This is a genomic window from Pseudomonas sp. CFII64, from assembly GCF_000416235.1.
Lineage (GTDB): Bacteria > Pseudomonadota > Gammaproteobacteria > Pseudomonadales > Pseudomonadaceae > Aquipseudomonas.
In genome coordinates this window covers 120864-141252 of sequence record NZ_ATLO01000035.1, presented here as the reverse complement: position 1 = coordinate 141252, position 20389 = coordinate 120864, and the positions used below count along the sequence as shown (strand labels likewise).

At 59.6% G+C, this 20389-nt stretch carries 23 protein-coding genes; 7 read left to right on the top strand and 16 right to left on the bottom strand.

What is annotated here, in order from left to right; translation table 11 throughout:
* Positions 1–273: 273 nt before the first annotated feature.
* The 3 genes from CFII64_RS15950 to CFII64_RS29805 all read right to left on the bottom strand — a co-directional run bounded on the left by CFII64_RS15950 (position 274) and on the right by CFII64_RS29805 (position 1891).
* Positions 274–852, bottom strand: a complete 579-nt coding sequence (locus CFII64_RS15950; protein ID WP_020291835.1) for a YceI family protein — start codon at positions 850–852, stop codon at positions 274–276.
* Positions 853–878: 26 nt separating this feature from the next.
* On the bottom strand, positions 879–1427 hold the full coding sequence (locus CFII64_RS15945; protein WP_020291834.1) for a cytochrome b: 549 nt from the start codon (positions 1425–1427) through the stop codon (positions 879–881).
* Positions 1428–1600: 173 nt separating this feature from the next.
* Positions 1601–1891: a hypothetical protein gene (locus CFII64_RS29805; protein ID WP_156883198.1), complete on the bottom strand. Its 291-nt coding sequence runs from the start codon at positions 1889–1891 to the stop codon at positions 1601–1603.
* A gap of 137 nt (positions 1892–2028) precedes the next feature.
* On the opposite strand from CFII64_RS29805, the gene CFII64_RS29800 reads away from it, so the two are divergent.
* The gene (locus CFII64_RS29800) at positions 2029–2262 is read left to right on the top strand and encodes a hypothetical protein (RefSeq protein ID WP_154232552.1); all 234 of its coding nucleotides are present in this window, start codon (positions 2029–2031) and stop codon (positions 2260–2262) included.
* Between the two features lie 151 nt (positions 2263–2413).
* Here the strand turns inward: CFII64_RS29800 and CFII64_RS15935 are convergent, their stop codons facing one another.
* Positions 2414–4270 carry a flavin monoamine oxidase family protein gene (locus CFII64_RS15935; protein WP_020291831.1) on the bottom strand — a complete coding sequence of 619 codons (1857 nt, stop codon included), beginning with the start codon at positions 4268–4270 and terminating at the stop codon, positions 2414–2416.
* Positions 4271–4481: 211 nt separating this feature from the next.
* Here CFII64_RS15935 and CFII64_RS15930 point away from each other — a divergent pair, with 211 nt between their 5' ends.
* Positions 4482–5888, top strand: a complete 1407-nt coding sequence (locus tag CFII64_RS15930; protein WP_020291830.1) for an adenosylmethionine--8-amino-7-oxononanoate transaminase — start codon at positions 4482–4484, stop codon at positions 5886–5888.
* A 167-nt stretch (positions 5889–6055) separates the two neighbouring features.
* A complete protein-coding gene (locus CFII64_RS15925) occupies positions 6056–6775 on the top strand; it encodes a 16S rRNA (uracil(1498)-N(3))-methyltransferase (RefSeq protein ID WP_020291829.1) in 720 nt (239 codons plus the stop codon).
* A gap of 84 nt (positions 6776–6859) precedes the next feature.
* Here CFII64_RS15925 and CFII64_RS15920 read toward each other — a convergent pair whose 3' ends face one another.
* Entirely contained in the window at positions 6860–7477 is a 618-nt protein-coding gene (locus tag CFII64_RS15920) for a hemolysin III family protein (protein WP_020291828.1), read from the bottom strand.
* A gap of 152 nt (positions 7478–7629) precedes the next feature.
* On the opposite strand from CFII64_RS15920, the gene CFII64_RS15915 reads away from it, so the two are divergent.
* Positions 7630–8550: a LysR substrate-binding domain-containing protein gene (locus CFII64_RS15915; RefSeq protein ID WP_020291827.1), complete on the top strand. Its 921-nt coding sequence runs from the start codon at positions 7630–7632 to the stop codon at positions 8548–8550.
* Positions 8551–8676: 126 nt separating this feature from the next.
* Here the strand turns inward: CFII64_RS15915 and madM are convergent, their stop codons facing one another.
* From madM to CFII64_RS15865, 10 genes are all read right to left on the bottom strand, one after another.
* Positions 8677–9441, bottom strand: coding sequence for a malonate transporter subunit MadM (gene madM, locus CFII64_RS15910; RefSeq protein WP_020291826.1), 765 nt, complete (start codon positions 9439–9441; stop codon positions 8677–8679).
* A gap of 1 nt (position 9442) precedes the next feature.
* Positions 9443–9871, bottom strand: coding sequence for a malonate transporter subunit MadL (gene madL, locus CFII64_RS15905; protein WP_020291825.1), 429 nt, complete (start codon positions 9869–9871; stop codon positions 9443–9445).
* A gap of 66 nt (positions 9872–9937) precedes the next feature.
* Positions 9938–10873, bottom strand: coding sequence for a malonate decarboxylase subunit epsilon (gene mdcH, locus CFII64_RS15900; protein ID WP_020291824.1), 936 nt, complete (start codon positions 10871–10873; stop codon positions 9938–9940).
* Positions 10870–11496 carry a malonate decarboxylase holo-ACP synthase gene (locus tag CFII64_RS15895; protein ID WP_020291823.1) on the bottom strand — a complete coding sequence of 209 codons (627 nt, stop codon included), beginning with the start codon at positions 11494–11496 and terminating at the stop codon, positions 10870–10872. Before CFII64_RS15895 ends, mdcH begins: the two co-directional genes overlap by 4 nt.
* On the bottom strand, positions 11497–12297 hold the full coding sequence (mdcE, locus tag CFII64_RS15890) for a biotin-independent malonate decarboxylase subunit gamma (protein WP_020291822.1): 801 nt from the start codon (positions 12295–12297) through the stop codon (positions 11497–11499). It abuts the gene before it with no gap.
* Positions 12294–13145, bottom strand: coding sequence for a biotin-independent malonate decarboxylase subunit beta (locus CFII64_RS15885; RefSeq protein ID WP_020291821.1), 852 nt, complete (start codon positions 13143–13145; stop codon positions 12294–12296). Before CFII64_RS15885 ends, mdcE begins: the two co-directional genes overlap by 4 nt.
* The gene (locus CFII64_RS15880; protein ID WP_020291820.1) at positions 13138–13437 is read right to left on the bottom strand and encodes a malonate decarboxylase subunit delta; all 300 of its coding nucleotides are present in this window, start codon (positions 13435–13437) and stop codon (positions 13138–13140) included. Before CFII64_RS15880 ends, CFII64_RS15885 begins: the two co-directional genes overlap by 8 nt.
* 2 nt (positions 13438–13439) lie before the next feature.
* Positions 13440–14321, bottom strand: a complete 882-nt coding sequence (locus CFII64_RS15875; protein ID WP_020291819.1) for a triphosphoribosyl-dephospho-CoA synthase — start codon at positions 14319–14321, stop codon at positions 13440–13442.
* Positions 14321–15997, bottom strand: a complete 1677-nt coding sequence (gene mdcA, locus CFII64_RS15870) for a malonate decarboxylase subunit alpha (RefSeq protein WP_020291818.1) — start codon at positions 15995–15997, stop codon at positions 14321–14323. The genes CFII64_RS15875 and mdcA overlap by 1 nt, the downstream gene beginning before the upstream one ends.
* A 218-nt stretch (positions 15998–16215) precedes the next feature.
* Complete coding sequence (locus CFII64_RS15865) at positions 16216–16437, bottom strand: DUF6124 family protein (protein ID WP_020291817.1); 222 nt, start codon at positions 16435–16437, stop codon at positions 16216–16218.
* Positions 16438–16849: 412 nt separating this feature from the next.
* Here CFII64_RS15865 and CFII64_RS15860 point away from each other — a divergent pair, with 412 nt between their 5' ends.
* A complete protein-coding gene (locus CFII64_RS15860) occupies positions 16850–17038 on the top strand; it encodes a hypothetical protein (RefSeq protein ID WP_020291816.1) in 189 nt (62 codons plus the stop codon).
* 50 nt (positions 17039–17088) lie between these two features.
* On the opposite strand, the gene CFII64_RS15855 is transcribed toward CFII64_RS15860, so the two are convergent.
* A complete protein-coding gene (locus tag CFII64_RS15855) occupies positions 17089–18225 on the bottom strand; it encodes a Fic family protein (RefSeq protein WP_020291815.1) in 1137 nt (378 codons plus the stop codon).
* Positions 18226–18610: 385 nt separating this feature from the next.
* Here CFII64_RS15855 and CFII64_RS15850 point away from each other — a divergent pair, with 385 nt between their 5' ends.
* On the top strand, positions 18611–19093 hold the full coding sequence (locus tag CFII64_RS15850; protein WP_020291814.1) for a helix-turn-helix domain-containing protein: 483 nt from the start codon (positions 18611–18613) through the stop codon (positions 19091–19093).
* Positions 19090–20382: a type II toxin-antitoxin system HipA family toxin gene (locus CFII64_RS15845; RefSeq protein ID WP_020291813.1), complete on the top strand. Its 1293-nt coding sequence runs from the start codon at positions 19090–19092 to the stop codon at positions 20380–20382. The genes CFII64_RS15850 and CFII64_RS15845 overlap by 4 nt, the downstream gene beginning before the upstream one ends.
* The last annotated feature ends 7 nt before the right edge of the window (positions 20383–20389 follow it).

The window sequence follows — 20389 nt, the reverse complement described above, 5'->3', positions numbered from 1 at the left end:
CCGAAGAAGCCGAGGAAATCCTGAAGATCCTCCTCGGCAAAACCGACGTCCTCCCGGATAAATCCGGTCCTACAGGATCGTGTCGATTCAAGGTTGTAGGAGCGAACTTGTTCGCGAAGCGATATTTCCGAGTACGCAGGTGCAATGCTTCGCCAACAAGTTGGCTCCTACAGCGGCTTGGCGAATCCTGGATGAGTACCTCGTTGATACTGCCCAACGCGCATCAAAAAAAACGCCGACCCAAGGGTCGGCGTTTTTTCTAGCAGCCAGTAATTACTTGGCCTGGACGCCTTCGAAGCTGATGTCCAGATCCAGGGTCTGCGAAGTTGGACCTGGGCCTTTGATGCCGAAATCGTTCAGGTTAAGCGTGGAAGTGCCGTTGAAGCCGGCACGGTAGCCGCCCCATGGGTCTTTGCCTTCGCCGTTGAACGTCGCCTTGATCACGATCGGCTTGGTAACGCCGTGCAGTGTCAGGTCGCCAGTCACGTCAGCTGTTTTCTCGCCGGTGGATTTAACCGCGGTGGAAACGAACTTCGCGTCCGGGTATTTGGCAACGTCGAGGAAGTCCTTGCTGCTGATGTGCTTGTCGCGCTCAGCGTGGTTGGTGAACAAGCTGGCGGTCTTCAGATCAACATTGATTTTGCTGGCTTCAGGCTTGGCGGCGTCGAAGCTGAATGTACCGCTCCAGTCCTTGAACGTACCGTGGATGAAGCTATAGCCCAAGTGGCTGATCTTGAAATCGACGAAAGCGTGTTGCTGCTCTTTGTCGATAGTGTAATCAGCGGCCATCGCCTGCCCGGCGGACAAGAGTGCGGTACCCAGAGCCAGAGCGGCGAGAGTCTTCTTCAACATGCTGTATTCCCTTTTTGGTTGAAAAATCAGGTGCGGCCCAACATACGTTTGAGGGTCACATCGCGATCGATAAAGTGGTGTTTCAGCGCAGCAAGACCATGAAGCCCCGCGAAAATCACGAGCACCCAGGCCAGATACAAATGAACCGTGCCCGCGTTGTCCGCCTGATCGGGCAGGCTGCTGATCAAAGCAGGGACCTCGAACAAGCCAAACACCGGAATCCCCACGCCGTCGGCGGTGGAAATGAGGTAACCGGCGAACATCACGGCAAACAGACCGACGTACAGAAACAAATGACCGAATGTCGCGCCGATCCGTGTCCACTTGCCATAACTGGCCAGCGGCGGCGGTGGTGGGCTGAGCAAGCGCCACACGATGCGGCTCAACATGACAGCGAACAACGTGATGCCAATGCTCTTGTGCAGATCAGGACCCGCCTTGCGCCAACTGTCGTAATAATCGAGCCCGACCATCCACAGCCCCAGCGCAAACAAACCAAACACCGCGACAGCCACACCCCAGTGGAGCGCCATGCTGACCAGACCGTAGCGAGAGGAAGAGTTGCGTAGCTGCATTGCCATTACCTTGTAGGAAGTGATACCAGACTAACTTTTTATCTATCGAATGAAAGCGCAAAATTTCGCTCTGAAATATCGAGAAATACGATTGTTACGTGATTCGCACTTTCGTTTCCGAGCTTGCTCTCCAGTCTTCCTTGTCTGCAAACCGCTTGATCCGTTCAATGTTGTTACAAAGCACCGACAGCATCCTGATAAATCTGATTCAACAAAACCGCGCCATGACCATCGGCCAATCGGCCCAGATGAGCGGCAGCGCGCGCCTGATTTACCCCGGCGCTCGCACGCCACACCAAGCCCGCCAAACAGGCTGCACCTGTAACAAACAGGCAGAAAGCCAATTTTATGGCGGAAAACTGTAACGCCAAAATGACGCTGTCCAGCAAAAGCAATAATAGTGACGTTATTCCGACGGATGGAAGCCTTAGGCCATTGTCCGGCCACTGGATAAGGCTCAGCATTCCTCCAGGCCTGCAAAGGGAAGTGCCTGTAACCGCCCTTCACGTGCCAAATCAATCACTGCTATCAGTGCCTCAGACAGTTAACGAGGACCGGCGCAGGACGTTTAGATCGCAGCGATCAATGGAGCAACACCGCGATGATGACTGTTTATTTTGTCGTTATGACAATGTGCAGTGGAATGGAAGGTTGTGTGGATGAACGTAGGCCTGGCGAGGCTTATGCGTCGAAACAAGAATGTATGGAAACAGTCAGCGCCATGGCGCGTCGCAAGGGCGTGAAATACAAATGCCGAGCCGAGCCGCAGTGGATGTTGAAAGAAGCGCGGCGTACCGAAGGGCATAAAAGCTTCGTCACCACCGGAACCAAATGATGGTGCAATTCAAGCCGTAGGAGCGGCTTTAGCCGGGAGGGCTTCGTTGCGGACGAAGCAAATAGGGCAGATGTACTGGCCGTCTTCCGGCTAACGCCAGTTCCACGCAAAAAACACAAAAAAAAAGGGCGCGGTCTATAAACCAGCAGGATCAGTTGCTCGGAGCCGCCGCTGGCGCCGGTGCTGCTTCGGTCTTGGCTTTGACCGGAGCTTTTTTGGCTGGCTCTGCCTTGGCCGGAGCCTTGTGTGTCACAGGCTTGGCCGGTGTTTTTTTCGCAGGCTCTTTGGCCGGCGTCTTCTTCACTGGCGCTTTCTTCGCCGGTTCCACCTTCGCTGGCTCAGGCTTGGCCGGTTCAACTACCGGAGCAACCACTGGCGCTACCGGTACTGGAGCAGGTGCCGGCTCTGGCGCTTTCTCCACAGGCTGGGCGGCCGGCTCGTCGGAACCGAACAGACGGGAGAAGAAGCCCTTCTTCTCTTGCGGCTTGGCGGCGTCGGCAGGTTTGGCCGGTTCTGGTTTCTTCGCTTCAGCCTTGTCGGACGAACCGCCAAACAGGTTGCTGAAGAAGTTGCCGCCGGACGCTTTCGGTGCCGGAGCTGCCGCCGGAACCACCTTGACCGGTTCGAACGACTTGCCAGCCGCCAGATCCTGCACCTGGCTGGCGGCACGCTGACCCGTGCGCAAGGCACCTTCCAGCGTACCCGGGAACATGGTGTCGGTGTGTTCGCCAGCGAAAGCTACACGCTGAACAGGCTTTTCCCACAGACGCCAGTACTTGCTGATCTGCCCCGGACCAAATGCCAGGTAAGCGCCGCCAGTCGAAGGATCGACGCTGTAGCGACGGATTTCGTAACCGGTGTAGGCGCCACGCGCCTGCGGATAGAACGCATGCAGACGAATCAGCACCTGGTCCACCAGTTGTTTGTCGCCAAACGACTGCATGATCCGGGCGTTGTCGCCGGACAGGTTGATCACCACGTTGGCGCCACCTTTAAGTGCAGGCTCGATCCAGAGCATGCCCAGGCCGGTGTTGCTGTAGATCTCGCCCGACAAGCGCGCCTTGCTGTCCCAGACCGGCGTCTTGAACTTGAGCATGATCTGGTCGCGCCAGCCGTAGTTGGTGCTCTTGATCGCGCCCATGTGCTGAGCGTCCAGCGCCGGGGTCATCTGAATTTTGTTCAGCGCGCGCAACGGCACGGCAACCACCACGTAATCAGCGCTGTAGCCGACTGCGCCAACCTTGACCGTCACGCCATCCTTTTCCTGGATGATCGCGGAAACGGGCGAATTGGTTTTGATCGCCTTGATCTGCTTTACGAACGACTCGACCAGCACCGCGCTGCCACCAGGCAGGCGAGCGGCGCGGAAATCGCGGTCTTCAATGTCGCGATTAACCCGAGACTGTTGTGCGAAATACAGCAGCGACAGGCGCGAAGGTTCGTCATAACGGGTACGAATCTGCTGATTGATCAGCTGACGCGCAGTGGCGGGCAGGGAAAGACGATCCAGCCAGTTCGCCACGTTGATCTGGTCCAGGGCAAACAACGTGCTGTTGGCGGCTGGATTTTCCGGATCGCTGATCGAGCGCGCGAGGTTATCGAGGGTTTCCTCGTAACGCTTCATCGCTTCGGCGGTGGCCGGTTGCTTGAGGGCCAGTTCGGCCTTGGTGAAATAAACGCCGTCGATCAGATAACTTGGCGTGCGCACAAATTCAGGCGCGGGCACGCTGCTGAGTTTGAATTGATTCAGGTACTGGTTCAGCACCGGCTGAGCCTTGCTGTTGCCGATCCACTCGCTGGTTGCCAGGCCGGAGCGGCCGCCCAGGTTGGGTTTGGCTTCCAGCAGCGTGACTTGCCAGCCTTTGCCTTGCAGCTCGTAGGCCGCCGTCAGGCCCGCCAGTCCGCCACCGACGACGATCGCTGTATGTTGTTTTTCAATAGCGAGCGCCGAAACGCTGACCAGCCCAACTACCACTAGCGCACAGGCGCGCAGCCAACCAGAAAGCATTCAGCGAACTCCGAAATAAAACGTAGGAAGTTTCGGAAAACCAAGCCCGAGACGTCGAAGAGCCGCGAAGGATACGCCAGCCATTGCGGGCCTGCCAGCGCTCTAAGCACGATGCCATTACGCACAAGAGGTTGTCCCGCAGCCGGGCATTGCATAGGCTTGCGCGATTGTTCGTCCTCGCGCCATGCGAGCCGTCACTCGGAGATAACCAATGGGCTTGAATAATCAGTGGATGCAACGCGACCTCGCGGTCCTGTGGCACCCCTGCACCCAGATGAAAGATCACGAAAACCTGCCGCTGATCCCGATCAAGCGCGGCGAAGGCGTCTGGCTGGAGGACTTTGAAGGCAAGCGTTACCTGGACGCCGTGAGTTCCTGGTGGGTCAACGTATTCGGCCACGCCAACCCGCGCATCAATCAGCGCATCAAGGATCAGGTCGACCAGCTGGAGCACGTGATTCTGGCGGGTTTCAGCCACCAGCCGGTGATCGAGCTGTCCGAGCGCCTGATCAAGATGACGCCGGAGGGCCTGACTCGCTGCTTCTACGCCGATAACGGTTCGTCCTGCATCGAAGTCGCCTTGAAGATGAGCTTTCATTACTGGCTCAATCGCGGCAAACCGGACAAGAAGCGATTCGTCACCCTGACCAACAGCTATCACGGCGAAACCATGGCCGCGATGTCGGTGGGCGACGTGCCGCTGTTCACCGAAACCTACAAGGCGCTGCTGCTGGACACCATCAAGGTGCCGAGCCCCGACTGTTATCACCGTCCCGACGGCATGAGCTGGGAAGAACACTCGCGCAACATGTTCGCGGCCATGGAACAAACCCTTGCCGAGCACCACGACACGGTTGCAGCGGTCATCGTCGAGCCGTTGATTCAAGGCGCGGGCGGCATGCGCATGTACGACCCGATCTACCTCAAATTGCTGCGCGATGCCTGCGACCGTTATGGCGTGCACCTGATTCACGATGAAATCGCCGTGGGTTTTGGCCGTACCGGCACCATGTTTGCCTGTGAACAGGCCGGCATCCGTCCGGATTTTCTGTGCCTGTCCAAGGCGTTGACCGGCGGTTACCTGCCGTTGGCAGCCTGCATCACCACCGATGACGTGTACGACGCGTTCTACGACGACTATCCAACCTTGCGGGCCTTTCTGCATTCCCACAGCTACACCGGCAATCCACTGGCGTGTGCGGCGGCGTTGGCTACGCTGGATATCTTCGAGCAGGACAACGTCATCGAGAACAACAAAGCCCTGGCCCAGCGCATGAAAACCGCCACGGCGCATCTGGCGGACCACCCGAACGTGGCCGAAGTGCGCCAGACCGGCATGGCCGTGGCCATCGAAATGGTGCAGGACAAGGCCACCAAAACCGCGTATCCGTGGCAAGAGCGCCGCGGCTTGAAGGTTTTCCAGCACGCCCTGGAGCGCGGTGCGCTGTTGCGGCCGCTGGGCAGCGTGGTGTATTTCCTGCCGCCGTATGTGATCACCCCGGAACAGATCGACTTCCTCGCCGAAGTGGCCACCGAAGGCATCGACATCGCGACGCGCAGCAGCATCAGCGTTGCGGTGCGTGAGAACTTTCATCCGGATTTTCGTGATCCGGGTTAGGCCGAATTCAGATCTGCGGATGGAATGCGTTGTAGGAGGGGATTTATCCCCGAAAGGGCCGGTACAGTCAGCGCAATCTTCACGGCTTGCTGCGCGAATGAATTCGCCCCTACGATAAATTCCACCGCAAAGAACCACGCAGCATTCCAGAACTTCAGAGATCCCCCATGAGACTGTCACGCTTTTTCATCGAAGCCCCCCTGAGCCTCGGCGAACACGAATTGCCTGAAGCGCAGGCGCATTACATCGGGCGCGTGTTGCGCATGGCTGAGGGCGATGCGCTGCAGCTGTTCGACGGCTCGGGCCAGGAGTTTCGCGGCACGCTGCTGGAAGTCGGCAAGAAACGCGTGCGCGTGCAGCTCAACGAAACCTTCGCCGGCCAGACCGAATCCCCGCTGCTGATTCATCTGGGCCAGGGTTTGTCGCGTGGCGAACGCATGGACTGGGCGATTCAGAAAGCCACCGAACTGGGCGTCACGCAGATCACGCCGATTGTCAGCGAACGCTGTGAAGTACGCCTCAAGGACGACCGCGCGGAAAAGCGTCAGCTGCATTGGCAACAAATTGCAATCAGCGCCTGCGAGCAATGCGGCCGTTCGGTGGTGCCAGTGATTCACCCGCCGATGGCGCTGGCCGACTGGCTCAAACGTACCGAAGCCGACTTGAAACTGGTACTGCATCCGGTCGCCGAACCGCTGACCAGCCATAGCAAGCCGAACTCCCTGGCGTTCCTGATCGGCCCGGAAGGCGGCCTTAATGACGCTGAAGTTGCTCAAGCCCAGGACGCCGGCTTCCACGCCGCCCGCCTCGGCCCACGCGTGCTGCGCACCGAAACCGCGCCAGTCGTAGCACTGAGCGTGGCGCAGCAGTTGTGGGGGGATTTTTAAAATATCGTCCGGCAGCCAACCGTAGGACTGGCTTCAGCCGGGAGGGCATTCTCCCGGCTGAAGCCGCTCCCACGGTTACGTTATTCAAAGCACATAAAAACAAATCGCCACAAAGTGCAGCAGGCTTCCGGCGATGACGAACAGATGCCAGATGCCGTGCCAGTGCCGGAAGCGGGTGTCGTAGGCAAAGAAGATGATGCCGATGGTGTACAGCGCGCCGCCGGCTGCGAGGAAGGTAAAACCCGCTGTGCCCAATGCTGCCAGCAACGGTTTGACCGCCACCAGCACGATCCAGCCCATCACCGCGTAGATAACGATGGACATGATTCGCGCTTCGGAGCGCGGCTTGATTTCCTGCAGGATGCCGATGATCGCCAGGCCCCAGACAATGCCGAACAGCGTCCAGCCCCACGCGCCGCGCAGGGTGACCAGGCAAAATGGCGTGTAGCTGCCGGCAATCAGCAGATAGATCGAAAAGTGATCAACCTTTTGCATGATCTGTTTCGCCCGCCCGCGAACGCTGTGGTACACGGTGGATGCGCTGTACAAAGTCACCAGCGTCACGCCATAAATCGCCATGCTGACGACTTTCCACACATCGCCGTACAAGCTCGCATACACCAGCAGCCAGACCGCGCCGACCAACGCCAGCACGGCGCCGACCAGATGCGACCAGGCGTTGAATTTTTCTCCGTAATACATCCGCACACTACCTCGCTGACCAGAATCGCTGCGCAAGGCTCTAGGTTAAACACTCGCAGTGCAACCCGTGCCTGAGCCGACCAGGAATTTAGTGCAGCCAGTGGCTCAGGACTTGGGCACAATCGCTAGCATTCGAACAAGAAACCTAAGCCATGCAAATCGACGATGAGTTGACCCTCAAGAAGCTGGAAATATTCCTGGCCTTCATGCGCACGGGCAACCTCGCCCGAGCGGCCGCCGAGTTGCAGACCAGCAACGTCAGCGTGCACCGGGCGATTCATTCTCTGGAAAGTGCCTTGCGCTGCCCGCTGTTCAAACACGAAGGGCGCAACCTGACGCCGCTGGAAAGCGCCTATGTGCTGGAAGAGCGCGCGCAGAAGCTGATCCAGGACGTGCTCGCCACTGTCGAACTGACCCGGCAGGCGGCCGGTTTCTCGGCGGCGCGTTTCAAGCTGGGAGCGCTGTATTCGTTGACGGTCAAGACCGTGCCGCAATTGATCATGGGTCTGAAAATCCGCCGCAGCGAGCTGAATATTGACTTGATTCTGGGCTCGAATATCGACCTGTTCTACAAACTCAAAAACATGGAAGTCGACGCTATCCTGGTGTCGCTGGACGAAAGCGTCAACGACCCGGATTGCGAGCACCTGCCGCTGTTTTCCGATGATATTTTCCTGGCTGCGCCTGCCGACTCGCCATTTTCGCAGCACAGCGAAGTCGACCTCAGCGACCTGCGCGAAGCGACCTTCATTACCCTCACCCAAGGCTTCGCCACCCACCGCGACGGGGCACGGGTGTTCCAGCGGGCGGGGTTCGAACCAAAAGTGGCGATGCAGGTGAACGACATCTTCACCCTGCTGAGCATGGTCAGCTCAGGCGTGGGCTATGCCTTGCTGCCGGGGCGTATCGCGGCCGTCTACGAAAACCGCGTACGCCTGATCCCGCTGCAGTCGCGCTATCACATGCAGCAGCACATCGGCCTGGTGTTCCTCAAATCCCGCGAGCGCGACCCGAACCTGCTGGCGTTGCTCGCGGAATGCCGGATGTACAGCAATCGGCTCAAGACCGTGTAGGTACGCAACGAATCGTAGGACCGGCTTCAGCCGGGAGCAAGCCTGCACATCCAAAGCATCTGCGTCGTCAAACCTCTCGCCCTCCCGGCTGAAGCCGGTCCTACGGAGCCGCTGTGTGCGCGATAGCTACCCCACAATCGCCCTCACGATGAAGTACAACAACGAAGGCCCGAGCAGGCAGCCCAACCCGGTGTGAAAGGTCGCGGTCAGTGCGCCGTAAGGCACCAGGCGTCGATCGGTTGCCGCCAGGCCGGCGGTTACGCCGCTGACCGTGCCAGCCAGGCCGCCGAAGACCATCGCCGAACGCGGGTTATCCAGGCCCATCCAGCGCGCGGCCATTGGTGTGCCGACCATCACCAGAATGGCCTTGATCAAGCCGGTCGCGATGGACAGCGCGACGACATCCGAGGTTGCGCCCAGCGCCGCACCCGTGACCGGGCCGACGATGTACGTCACTGCGCCCGCGCCAATCGTGGTCATGCTGATGGCGTCGCGATAGCCGAACGCCCAGGCGATGCTCGCGCCAACAATGAACGGCAGGATCGTGCCCAGCAACAAGGCAATCACCCCGATCATGCCGGCCTTGCGCGCTTCGGTGGCCTGCACTTCGAATGCCGTGGCGACGATGGCGAAATCTCGCAGCATCGCCCCGCCCATCAGGCCGATACCGGAGAACAGCGTGATGTCCGCCAGGCCTTTCTGGCCGCCAGTCATGGTGCCGCCGACCCAGGCGAGAATCAGCCCGATGACGATGGCGATGGCCGAGCCGTGGATACGGCCGAAGGTCAGGCGCTTGGAGATCACCACGGAAATCCACATCACCGCGCCGACGAACGCGAACGCCGTGACCAGCCCGTTATTGATCAAACCTTTATCAATGATTTCCCACATATCAACGACCCCCGACTGGAGTTGGAGTTGGGGTAATGCCCGGAATAATCGGTGGCTCTTCAGCGGGCAGCGGCTCGCCCTTGTTGGTGCGGCTGATCACGGCAATCGTGCAACCGCAGATCACCACCGACGCCACGGCGGCCAATACCGCAACCGGGCCACCTTTCAGCGCCGTGACGACGTTCTGTTGCGCCGCCATCGCCACCACCACCGGAATGTACATCGCGCCCCAGAAGCCGACGCCGAGTTCGCATTCCTTGGTCATGCCGCCACGTTTTTGCATATACAGACGCGCGAAGATCAGCAGGATCATGGCGATCCCGACGCCGCCCACGTTGGATTTGACGCCCAGCAGCACGCCGAGCAGGTCACCGAAAATCACCCCTGCGAGCGTGCAGATAGCCAGCAATGCCACACCGTAGATAATCATTATTGTTATTCCTCTATGTTTGCCTGACGAAGTTGTTGTTTTTGTCCTTCGAAGCAGCACTGCGGTCTATGGGTTGCGGCGACCCTCCTCACGCGACAGCGCGACCAGACTGTCCAGGCGAGCGCCTTGAAAGGCGATTGCCGTGCCTTGTTCGAACACTTTGCGCGCCAGCCCCGTCAACACGGTGCCCGGCGGTAATTCGATGTGCAGGCGTACGCTGCGCTCGTAGGCGGTCTGTACGGTGCTGCGCCAGTCGATGACCCGGCACATGTTGAAGGCCAGATCATCACGTAGCTTGTCGGCGCTCAGGATCGGCCGCGCAGTCGTACCGCTGAGATAACGAATGCGCGGCGCGTCGACCGTAACGTCAGCCAACGCTGCCGCCAGGGTTTGTGCCGGTTGTTCGAGCAGCGCGCAGTGGGACGGCACGCTCACCGCCAGGCGCTTGGCCGCTGCCGCGCCGCCGGCCTTGGCCCGCTGCGCCACCGAGGTCATGGCCTCGACGCTGCCGGCAATCACAAACTGATTGTCGGCATTGAGATTGGCCAGATAAACCGGCGTCGCAGCGCTGTGGATCTCGGCGAGCAATGCTTCGACAGTGGCTTGATCCAGGCCGATGATCGCAGTCATGCCGTAGCCTTCGGGATACGCGTCCTGCATCAACTGCCCGCGCAAGGCGACCAGCCGCACGGCATCATCGAACGCCAACGAGCCCGCTATCACCGCTGCAGGATAAGCACCGATGGACAAACCGGCCAGGTAATCGGGCTCGCAGCCCTGCGCCTGCAACAACCGGGCGTAGGCCACGCCAGCGATCAACAGGCACAGCTGAACGGCGCGGGTCGATTGCAACGCCAGTTCCGAGTCGAACAGCAGAACGTCTTCATCCAGTGCGGCGCTGGCTTCGCTCAAACAACGCTGTACGGATTGCTCGTCGGGCAATTGCTGCAACATGCCGGTTTGTTGCGCGCCCTGACCGGGGAACACCCAAAGGCTGCTCATGCGCACACCTCTTGCAGCGGCCAAGGCTGAGTCACCAATTCGGCGCCGCTCGCGCTTTTGCGCAACACCTGACGCGAGGCGCCCGCCCATTCGCACAAGGCGATTGCCCCGCATGGCGTTTGCAACTGCACGTCGATGTGGCATGCCGCGCCATCCAGCCGCTGCAGCAACTGCGCAGCCCAACCACGGCTGACGAAATCCGGGGTGCGCAGGATCAAGTCCAGATCGCTGTGCTGATGCAGCGCAGCAATGCCGCTGGCCAGTTCAAATCCTGCACTGCCGCTGACGCCCCAGATCAAGCCCGATGCATTCATCACTTGCCGGATTTGCGCCAAGGCTTGCAACGCGGGCCAATCGTTTTCGCCGACGACCTGCGTCAATTGCTCGGGACACACGCAGCGCTGCACATCGGCCAGCGCCATGAACGTTGCATAACGCTGCTCGCGACGCGGCCCGCGCACGCCGACGGCAACTTGCCCGACCGGCGCCAATGCCCGGCGCACCACAACGGGATGATCAAGGCGCACAGCGTCGATCACCCAATCCGGCGCGTCGTCCGGCAGTGCAGACACGGGCATGCCCCACAACAAATCATGGGCCAGCACCGTCCGTTCAGCGTTCATTTACCACTGCGCCCGCAGCAGTTCGCGGACCTGGCTCGACGCCTGGCGATTGCTCGCACCGAGGCGGCTGCGCAAGTCGCTGCCGGCGGCTTGCACGTCTTTGATGGCGCTGCTCAGCACGTCCTGAACCTGGGTCAGATCCTGCGCGGTGGGCTGTTCGATCTGGCTTACAGACAAGGTTTCCCAGAGCAGACCGAGGCTGGCGAAGTTCTCGATGTCGTAGGCCATGGGCGGAATGCTGGCGGCAAGTTTTTCCAGCTCTTCGACGCTGCGCAAAGTGACGCGCGCAGCGGATTCCTTGCCCATGGCATGCACCATGACGCCAGGATCGCGCAGGGCAATCAGCCGGTTGGCCTGATAGCCATGGGCCAGAAACGCACCCGACATCGCTTTACCCACCAACAGGGCGATCACCGGATGCCCGGCCAGACGCGCGCGGGCATAACTGTCGACTGCGCCCGCCAACGCCTGATGAATGCCCAGCGCTTCTTCGCGCCGACCATAAGCCTGGCTCGGCACATCGACGATGGCGATCAGCGCGCGTTTGTGTTCATTGTCACGGTCCAGCTCGATAGCGGAATCCACGGCTTTGGCCAGGCCCCAACCTTCCAGCAGACCGACTTCGCCGTTGCGCGCCCGAGGGAAACGGTTATCAACGTCGGCCACCACCGCCAGAAAACGCACCGATTGATCACCCAACACACCATCGGCGGCCTTGACCGAATGCGGCAAGCCCACCACTTCGGCGGCGTTGGCGCTGAGCGCCTTGAACCAGTTCAAACCACGTGAGGAAGCGCTCATGATTGGGCTCCTTGATACAGATCGCGCACCGTCAACGGGTCGATCTGCGCTTGAGTGTCGAGCCGCGCCAGTCGCTGCAAAAACAGCTCGTGCTGGCCGCTGCGGTTTTCAGTTGGCACGCCATGCTTGATCCAGGCCGTCACTTGGCCACGAATGTCCTGCACGTCATCGGCGGCGAACCCGTCTACCAGATGACTGGCAAAACGCTGCTCGCCACCGGTCAGGCTCCAGATAAATGGCCGGTCGCGAGAGTCGTATTCTTCGATCCCGGCTTCTTGCTCGATTACTTGCGGGCCGTTCAGGCCCAGTCGTGCTTCCTGAGTGACCAGCAGATAGCTGCACAGACCTGCGGCGATGGACATGCCGCCAAAACAGCCCACACTGCCGGCCACCACGCCAACCACCGGTTGGTACTGGCGCAGGTCGACAATCGCCGCGTGAATCTCGGCAATCGCGGCCAGCCCGAGATTGGCTTCCTGCAAACGCACACCACCGGTTTCCAGCAGCAAGATCGCTGCGGTCGGGATGCCGTTGCGGTTGTCTTCAGCGGCCAGTTCCAAAGCGCCAGCCATTTTCGCGCCGCCGACTTCGCCCATGCTGCCGCCCTGAAACGCGCCTTCAATGGCGGCAATCACCACTGGCAAACCGGCGACGGTGCCTTTGGCGACGATCACGCCATCATCGGCCTGGGCAACGATGCCTTGCTTGATCAGCCAGGGCGACATCAGGCGCTCGAACGGGCCGACCAGTTCGCGGAAGCTGCCCGGATCGAGCAAGGCCTGCGCCCGCTGCCGAGCGCCGAGTTCGATGAAGCTGTGTTGACTCAACAAACGCGCGACATCAGTCATGACCGACCTCCTCGAAACCCTGCTCCAGACGCAGGCGCACCACACCCGGCGTAGCGCCGAAATCGTGAATATCGATGGTCATCGCCGGCGGCGTCTGGCCGTCGAACATGCGCTGAAAAAGATGCTGCCAGCGGGCCGAAGCACCATTCACCGAGGTCACCACATTGATCGACAACTTGCCCGGCACACCGGGTTCCAGCAGCACTTCCAGATCACCCGAACCAACACAACCCACCAGCGCGCGGCTCATGGGCGGCTGGCCGGCGGGGAATTCAAAAGACAAGGTTTCCATGTTCAAACACTCCTCGATGGACGGCCGAGCGCGGGCTCCAGGCTATCGATGAACAGGCAGGCGGCGAGCAAATCGGCGGCGCCGCCCGGCGATGCATTGAGCTGCAACAATTGCTGATCCAGTTCGTGCAGGCAGCGCCGACCGCTGAGGCTCGCACTGCCACCGGCGTCCAGCACCCGTTGCGCGCCATGCTGCATGGCGTTCAGCCCGGCGGTGCCCGCTCGATACAGCACGCAGGTATCGCTCAAGGTGGTCATGATCGCCAGCAAGGCATCGAGACGTGCGTTCTGCTCGCCATGACCGGTGGCGCGGCTGCGTTGCAGTTGCGGCAAACCGAATTGCATGACCGCCGGAAAGCCCAGTTGCGCCTGCTCTTTCGCGCCCATGGCGCCGTAACGACGGGCCACTTGTTGGCCGTGGCTGGCTTGGGCAATGACATGGCGATCATCGATCAGCGCCAGCTTGGCGGCGCGCAGGCTGAGGCTCGCGGCGCTGCAATCCTGCGGATCGAGTGCCGCTGCGGTCACCAACAAACCCAAGGCCCAGATTGCACCGCGATGCGCGTTCACGCCTTCGGTGGTGTGCAACATGGCGGCTTCGCCTTCGCGGCCAATGCGCCCCAAGGCTTCGCGCAGGGGTTGGCCAATGACACCAAAGGTCATGGCGGCTTCAGCCATTTCCTTGAACGCGGGCCACAGCGACAACGCCGAGGCGTGCATCAGACCCAGATGCAAGTCGCTGTGAGCGCCGCTGCCGCGTCGATCCACCAGCGCGGGTTTGGGTGACAGGTCCGCCTCATCGATCAACGCTTCCACGGCGAGATCCGCCAGATGATCGGCGAGCGAGAGAGTTTCAGATTCGGTATTGCGTGCGAGGGCGCTCATTACCAGCTCCTGAATTTGGCGGGCGGGTTGTACAAACCGCCTGACCACTGGACCAGATCGCCGATGCTTTTGGCCGCGAGCAGTTCGCGGCTGGCGTCGGTGCGGCGAATGCCCAGGTCTTCGGGCAAGGCAATCAAGCCTTCGCGGCGCATGCGGGCGGTGTCTTTGGGGTTGTGGCGCAGGCCGATGACGGTGACGCCCGCGACGGCAGCGATCATCGCCTGGCGCTCTTCCAGGCTGCGCGCCTTGTACAGATAGGCGATGCCTTCTTCGGTGAGCAGGTGGGTGACGTCATCGCCGTAGATCATGATCGGCGCCAGCGGCATGCCGCTTTTCTTCGCCACTTCCACGGCATCGAGGGTTTCGACGAAGGTGGGTTTGCCGCCCTCCTGGAAGGTTTCGACCATCTGCACGACGAGCTTTTTGCCGCGTTCAAGATACGCTTCGGGGCCGTCGCCGCTCTGCTGGCGCATGTCCAGCCAGGCGGGCGTCGGATGGCGGCGACCGTGGGGATCGTGGCCCATGTTTGGCGCACCCCCGAAGCCGGCGAGACGTCCCCGCGTCACAGTGGAAGAATGCCCGTCGCCATCGACCTGCAACGTCGCGCCAATGAACAGATCCACTGCGTACTGCCCGGCCAGCTGACACATCATGCGGTTGGAACGCAGCGAGCCGTCGCGGCCGGTGAAGAACACATCCGGTCGCGCGGCAATGTAATTTTCCATGCCCAGCTCAGTGCCGAAACAATGCACGCTTTCCACCCAGCCGCTTTCGATGGCGGGGATCAGCGTCGGGTGCGGATTGAGGGTCCAGTTGCGGCAGATCTTGCCCTTCAGGCCGAGGGATTCGCCGTAGGTCGGCAGAATCAGCTCGATGGCGGCGGTGTTGAAACCAATGCCGTGGTTCAGCGACTGTACGTTGTGTTTCTCGTAGATGCCGCGAATCGCCATCATCGCCATCAGCACATGCACCGGCTTGATATGGCGCGGGTCGCGGGTGAATAAAGGCTCGATGTAGAACGGCTTGTCGGCCACCACCACAAAGTCGACCCAGGAGCCGGGAATATCAACCCGAGGCAGCTCGCTGACGTCATCCACCAACTGATTGACCTGCACAATGACGATGCCGTCGCTGAACGCGGCGGGTTCAATCAGCGCAGGCGTGTCTTCGGTGCTCGGCCCGGTGTAGATATTGCCCGCGCGGTCGGCCATGAAACCGGCAGACAACACGACATTGGGAATGAGGTCGACCACCAGCCGCGAATACAGCTCGATGTAGGTATGAATCGCGCCGATTTCCAGCAGGCCGTCTTCCAGCAACTGGCTGATGCGCAGGCTTTGCGTGCCGGCGAAAGAGAAATCGAGCTTGCGGGCAATGCCCCGTTCGAACAGATCCAGATGCTCGGAACGGCCGACGCTGGGCATGATCATGTGCAAGTCGTGCAGCCTGGCCGGGTCAACCTTGGCCAGCGAACGGGAAAGGAAATCCGCCTGCTTCTGATTGTTGCCCTCCAGCACCACGCGGTCGCCGGGCATCATCAAGGCTTCCAGCGCCGCGACGATCTGATCGGTCGGCAACACCACACCATCGGCAAGATGCCGCACCTGTTCGAGCCGCCGCTGTTTTTCACTGCGACGACGCGACCAGCGCGCGTCGGGGTTCGTTATTGTTGTCATGGTCACTCCACGAATTCGCTGTCGTGGGTCACCTTAGAAGCGAAGGGTGTCGGGCATCAATCAAGCAGAAGGTGGAATCGTTACGGTGAGGCTAATGATTGGGAATAGCAGGAGTGAACCCGCTGGCGAAACGTTGGTGCCGGGCAAGGTCACGGCAAGTTGAGACACCGCCTCGCGAACACGTTCGCCCCTACGGTAAACCACGCCTGGCAGCGGCTTTAGCGCAACGAGCGCTCGACCATCACATTGGCCATTTCAACCAGATGCACGACGGAGAACGCAAGATCACGCTTGGCGCCGGAAAGACTGTCGCCACATTCATAGGCGGCGGCCATGGCACAGCGCAGAAGATCGGAGGCGTGGATCAGGGCTTGTTCCTGAGACAGGGCCTGGTTGGCGATGAAGGGAATTGAGGAAATTTCGGGGGTGACATTGATCATTAGGTACTCCTGTTTGCTTAAAGGAGCCGCGATCCATCTCTACCAATATTGGTGGCGGCCGTACGCAAGTTGGTAGAACCGGTAAACAGGCAAACCGGCTCGTCCGAAGACGCCATGCGCACGGCCACCATAAAAGCAGGCCGCAAACGCGCATCAAGAGATGGCGCGTTGCGCTTGTTTACCTCAGGTCTACCAAACCTGATCGCTGATTTTGCAGCGACGGCGGGAGGGTAGTGATCCAAAACTCGGGGCACAAGCAGTCGGAGAAAATTCGGAAATTTCACTCAAGGGGAAGGGAAGTGTCTTGCTAGCGGGGCGCTGTAACCTCGTCCAGGTGGTAAATAGATACGTCCCAACGCACGTGAGCGTTGATAGATTTCGATACCGTCAGTTTTCTCAAAGACCCGAACCCATGCCGCAATCAAGCGCCGAAACTTCCTTGCAAGCCAGCCGATACCGCCTGCTGCTTGTGTTAGAGCGCTATCTCGAAGCGAAGCTGCGCTACCTGCGTGAAATCGACGAAGGAATCGCCGATGTAGAAGCGGGACGCCTTACTGACCTGGAAATCGTGAAAGCTAAGTGGAAGGCCCGGTTGCGATGACGCAGTTGTGTATTTAAACCTGTCCGAAATAGCGGCAGCGTGGCCGTCGATTACAGTGAGACTTGATAGCGGGTGCTTCTGCCTCCGCCCGGCAGTTTCTGCAGGCAGCCCTTATCAAGCAAGTCGGCAAGATGCCGGGTTGCCGTGGCCTTGCTGACTTTGGCGACTGCTTGATACTGCGCGGCACTGATCCCGCCTTCGGAGCCCGGTTTATCACCCGGCAGACTGCCGTCCAACAGACGATTGAGCACTTTGACCTGTTCGGGCGATAGCGCTTTGGCCCGATGTTGCTGCCAGAAACGCGCTTTGGCCAGGACCCGATCGATCCGTTGGATCGCCAGTTGCAGCGAGTCCAGCAACGTCTGAAGAAACCACTCAAGCCAAGGCGTGACGTCCAGGCCATCCTTTTGGCTGACTTCCAGAATCCGGTAATAGTCCGGGCGAGCGGCCAGGATGCTGGCGGACATGGCGTAAAAACGAATGGCCTGGTTTTCTGCCTGAGCCAACGTCAGGTCAGTGATGACACGGGTCAGCCGACCGTTCCCGTCGTCGAATGGGTGCAGGGTCACGAACCAGAAGTGCGCAAGGCCGGCACGCAAGAGTGGGTCGAGGCTGGCATCCGCTTGGCTGCGATTGAACCAGTCGAAGAACGCGTCCAGCCGGGCTTCCAGTCCCTCGCGCGGCGGCGCTTCGAAATGCACTGTCGGCCGATCAATACGGCCGGAGACCACTTGCATCGGCTCAGCACCACGCAAGGCGCCTACCTGAATGTGCTGGGATTGAAAGGTTTCCTGCGCCGGAAACAGCAACGTATGCCAATGCAATACCCGTTCAAGCGTGAGCTTTGTCTGGTGGTGCTGCGTAGCGTCCAGCATCAGTTCTGCCAGGCCCTCACTGCGCGGGCTGACCTTCTGACCGTCTTCAAGACCGAGGCGTTTGGCGAGCGATGAGCGCACCGAGCCTACGTTGAGCTGCTCACCTTCGATTGCCGACGAGGTGATGATGTTTTGCAGCAGCGCATCGAGTTCTGTCTGCGCGCTGGCGTCAGCACCCACTGCGCCCAGCATGCCCAGCAGCTGGCCTTGCGCTTGCGAACACGCGCGTAACAACCCGGCCAGGCGATCTCCCTGCCAGTGAAAATTCGGCCAGTCCGGTTGCTGCCAGATCCAGTAAGGTAATTCGCTCATCGACAGTTCCTGTGGGGATGAGCCGAATAATAGTCGTATTCGGCTCATTTGGTGAGCCGAATATGGCTATTATTCGGCTCGCGCCAGCACCACGAATCAGATTCGTTGGAGCAAGGCTTGCCCGCGAATGCGTCGTTCCTGGCAATGAATCAGAAGCACAGTCCAGCATTAGGCTATTTTCCATCAAGGCTCGCCACCACGCGGCCAGGTACTACGGCCATAGAATCTCCAACAAACCGCGTCTGCGGCGTTCCACACGGCGCACCAACGAATAAATATTTATATCAACCCGGCCAGCCAAACGTATTAATCTGGCCTGCGCCACCCTTGATAAAGTGTAAGAATTCTAGTATTTAAATCTTTAAACATATGGAATTCTTTCACTATGGCCAGAAAAACCGCCCCCCTCCTCCCCGTTTCCGAATCGCGTCTTCACCAGCTGGGTGGGCGTTTGAAGACGGCACGACTGCGTCGAAAATTGACCGCCAAACAGGTCGCAGAGCGTGCAGGCATGTCGGCAATGACCCTGCGTAATGTTGAGGAAGGCGGCGCGGGTGTCACCATTGGCGCCTATCTATCGGTGATGCGGGTCCTCGGTCTTGAAAAGGATCTTGACCTTGTTGCAGCGGACGATGTTCTCGGTCGTCAGCTCCAGGACGCCGACTTGTTGCCCAAAGCAAATTCACGCAGGGCGGTTGCAGTGAAAGATTCAAGTGTTTCCCCAAACATGGGGACCACTCCAGACCTGCGGCAAGCTGAGCCGTTTTCGGATAAAAGCGATGTATCCAGCCCGACCACCCATGCAAACGAGCTGCAGAGATTTATCGTTAAACGCAGCAAGAAACCTGATGACGAGACGGATCGATGAACCAGACAATCGCGGCATATGCAGACTGGGAAGGACTGGAGTTTCCGGCAAAACTCGGCATTCTGCATGTGCGCCGCAGCAACCAGCGAGAAATATTCGAGTTCGAATATGACCCATCGGCACTGACAGCACCCTGGATGCGAAATATCCAGTTGGATCCGGCGCTGAGCCCATATTCAGGACCGCAATACCCTCAGCAGGGGCAGGACGCTTTCGGGCTATTTGCTGATTCGAGTCCGGATCACTGGGGTCGATTGCTTATGAAGCGAAGACTGGATCGAGAAAAACGTAGCGGACTGGCTGACTCGAATGACCGATTGTACGAGTCCGATTTTCTACTCGGGGTACACGATTTGTTTCGGGTAGGCGCATTGCGACTGAGAGTAGATGACACGGGGGCGTTTCTTGATGACAACCATGGGCAAGCCGCGCCACCGCTGGTGATGTTGAGAGCCCTTGAGCAGGCCAGCCGGGCGCTGGAAACGGATGAGAGCAATACGGCGCCGCTGGTGGATGACTGGCTTCGCATGCTACTCGCACCAGGAGGTTCATTGGGCGGTGCCCGGCCCAAGGCCACAGTGGTTGATCCAGACGGCCAGTTCTGGATCGCAAAATTCCCCAGCGCCAGGGATGGCTATGACGTTGGCGCATGGGAGTCAGTGGTCCATGCCTTGGCTCAAGCCTGCGGCATTCGCGTTCCCGAGGCACAGCACGGGCGCTATGCCAGTCGTGAGCATACGTTCCTCATCAAACGTTTCGACCGGACACCCGCAGGCAAACGTATTCACTTTGCGTCGGCCATGACGCTGACCGGACACACCGACGGGGATGATGCCTCAACCGGCGTCAGCTATCTCGAGATCGCCGAGACCCTGATGAGTCAAGGTGCTCAGCCAAATGCTGACGTGAAAGAGCTCTGGACTCGCATCGTTTTCAATATGCTGATTTCCAATACAGACGATCACCTGCGCAACCATGGTTTTCTCCTGGTGCCGGGCAAAGGCTGGAAGCTGTCCGACGCTTATGACATGAACCCGATGAGTTACGGCACGGGGCTAAAACTCAATGTCAGCGAGCATGACAACGCACTGGATCTGGATCTTGCCCGTTCGGTCTGTAGGTATTTCCGACTGTCACTGGCCCAGGCAAACGAAATCATTGATGACTGTCGAGATGTCGTTTCGCAATGGCGCAATGTGGCGGGAGCGATTGGGTTGGGGCAGCAGGAACAGAGCGAGATGGCAGCCGCATTCCGGCTGGCAGAAAACGGGCACGGCGACCGGAAGTAGGAGCGGA

Bases quoted from the DNA above. Each gene is read 5' to 3' on its own strand.
- CFII64_RS15950 (WP_020291835.1), bottom strand. From the start codon at position 852: ATGTTGAAGAAGACTCTCGCCGCTCTGGCTCTGGGTACCGCACTCTTG.
- CFII64_RS15945 (WP_020291834.1), bottom strand. From the start codon at position 1,427: ATGCAGCTACGCAACTCTTCCTCTCGCTACGGTCTGGTCAGCATGGCG.
- CFII64_RS29805 (WP_156883198.1), bottom strand. From the start codon at position 1,891: ATGCTGAGCCTTATCCAGTGGCCGGACAATGGCCTAAGGCTTCCATCC.
- CFII64_RS29800 (WP_154232552.1), top strand. From the start codon at position 2,029: ATGATGACTGTTTATTTTGTCGTTATGACAATGTGCAGTGGAATGGAA.
- CFII64_RS15935 (WP_020291831.1), bottom strand. From the start codon at position 4,270: ATGCTTTCTGGTTGGCTGCGCGCCTGTGCGCTAGTGGTAGTTGGGCTG.
- CFII64_RS15930 (WP_020291830.1), top strand. From the start codon at position 4,482: ATGGGCTTGAATAATCAGTGGATGCAACGCGACCTCGCGGTCCTGTGG.
- CFII64_RS15925 (WP_020291829.1), top strand. From the start codon at position 6,056: ATGAGACTGTCACGCTTTTTCATCGAAGCCCCCCTGAGCCTCGGCGAA.
- CFII64_RS15920 (WP_020291828.1), bottom strand. From the start codon at position 7,477: ATGTATTACGGAGAAAAATTCAACGCCTGGTCGCATCTGGTCGGCGCC.
- CFII64_RS15915 (WP_020291827.1), top strand. From the start codon at position 7,630: ATGCAAATCGACGATGAGTTGACCCTCAAGAAGCTGGAAATATTCCTG.
- madM (WP_020291826.1), bottom strand. From the start codon at position 9,441: ATGTGGGAAATCATTGATAAAGGTTTGATCAATAACGGGCTGGTCACG.
- madL (WP_020291825.1), bottom strand. From the start codon at position 9,871: ATGATTATCTACGGTGTGGCATTGCTGGCTATCTGCACGCTCGCAGGG.
- mdcH (WP_020291824.1), bottom strand. From the start codon at position 10,873: ATGAGCAGCCTTTGGGTGTTCCCCGGTCAGGGCGCGCAACAAACCGGC.
- CFII64_RS15895 (WP_020291823.1), bottom strand. From the start codon at position 11,496: ATGAACGCTGAACGGACGGTGCTGGCCCATGATTTGTTGTGGGGCATG.
- mdcE (WP_020291822.1), bottom strand. From the start codon at position 12,297: ATGAGCGCTTCCTCACGTGGTTTGAACTGGTTCAAGGCGCTCAGCGCC.
- CFII64_RS15885 (WP_020291821.1), bottom strand. From the start codon at position 13,145: ATGACTGATGTCGCGCGTTTGTTGAGTCAACACAGCTTCATCGAACTC.
- CFII64_RS15880 (WP_020291820.1), bottom strand. From the start codon at position 13,437: ATGGAAACCTTGTCTTTTGAATTCCCCGCCGGCCAGCCGCCCATGAGC.
- CFII64_RS15875 (WP_020291819.1), bottom strand. From the start codon at position 14,321: ATGAGCGCCCTCGCACGCAATACCGAATCTGAAACTCTCTCGCTCGCC.
- mdcA (WP_020291818.1), bottom strand. From the start codon at position 15,997: ATGACAACAATAACGAACCCCGACGCGCGCTGGTCGCGTCGTCGCAGT.
- CFII64_RS15865 (WP_020291817.1), bottom strand. From the start codon at position 16,437: ATGATCAATGTCACCCCCGAAATTTCCTCAATTCCCTTCATCGCCAAC.
- CFII64_RS15860 (WP_020291816.1), top strand. From the start codon at position 16,850: ATGCCGCAATCAAGCGCCGAAACTTCCTTGCAAGCCAGCCGATACCGC.
- CFII64_RS15855 (WP_020291815.1), bottom strand. From the start codon at position 18,225: ATGAGCGAATTACCTTACTGGATCTGGCAGCAACCGGACTGGCCGAAT.
- CFII64_RS15850 (WP_020291814.1), top strand. From the start codon at position 18,611: ATGGCCAGAAAAACCGCCCCCCTCCTCCCCGTTTCCGAATCGCGTCTT.
- CFII64_RS15845 (WP_020291813.1), top strand. From the start codon at position 19,090: ATGAACCAGACAATCGCGGCATATGCAGACTGGGAAGGACTGGAGTTT.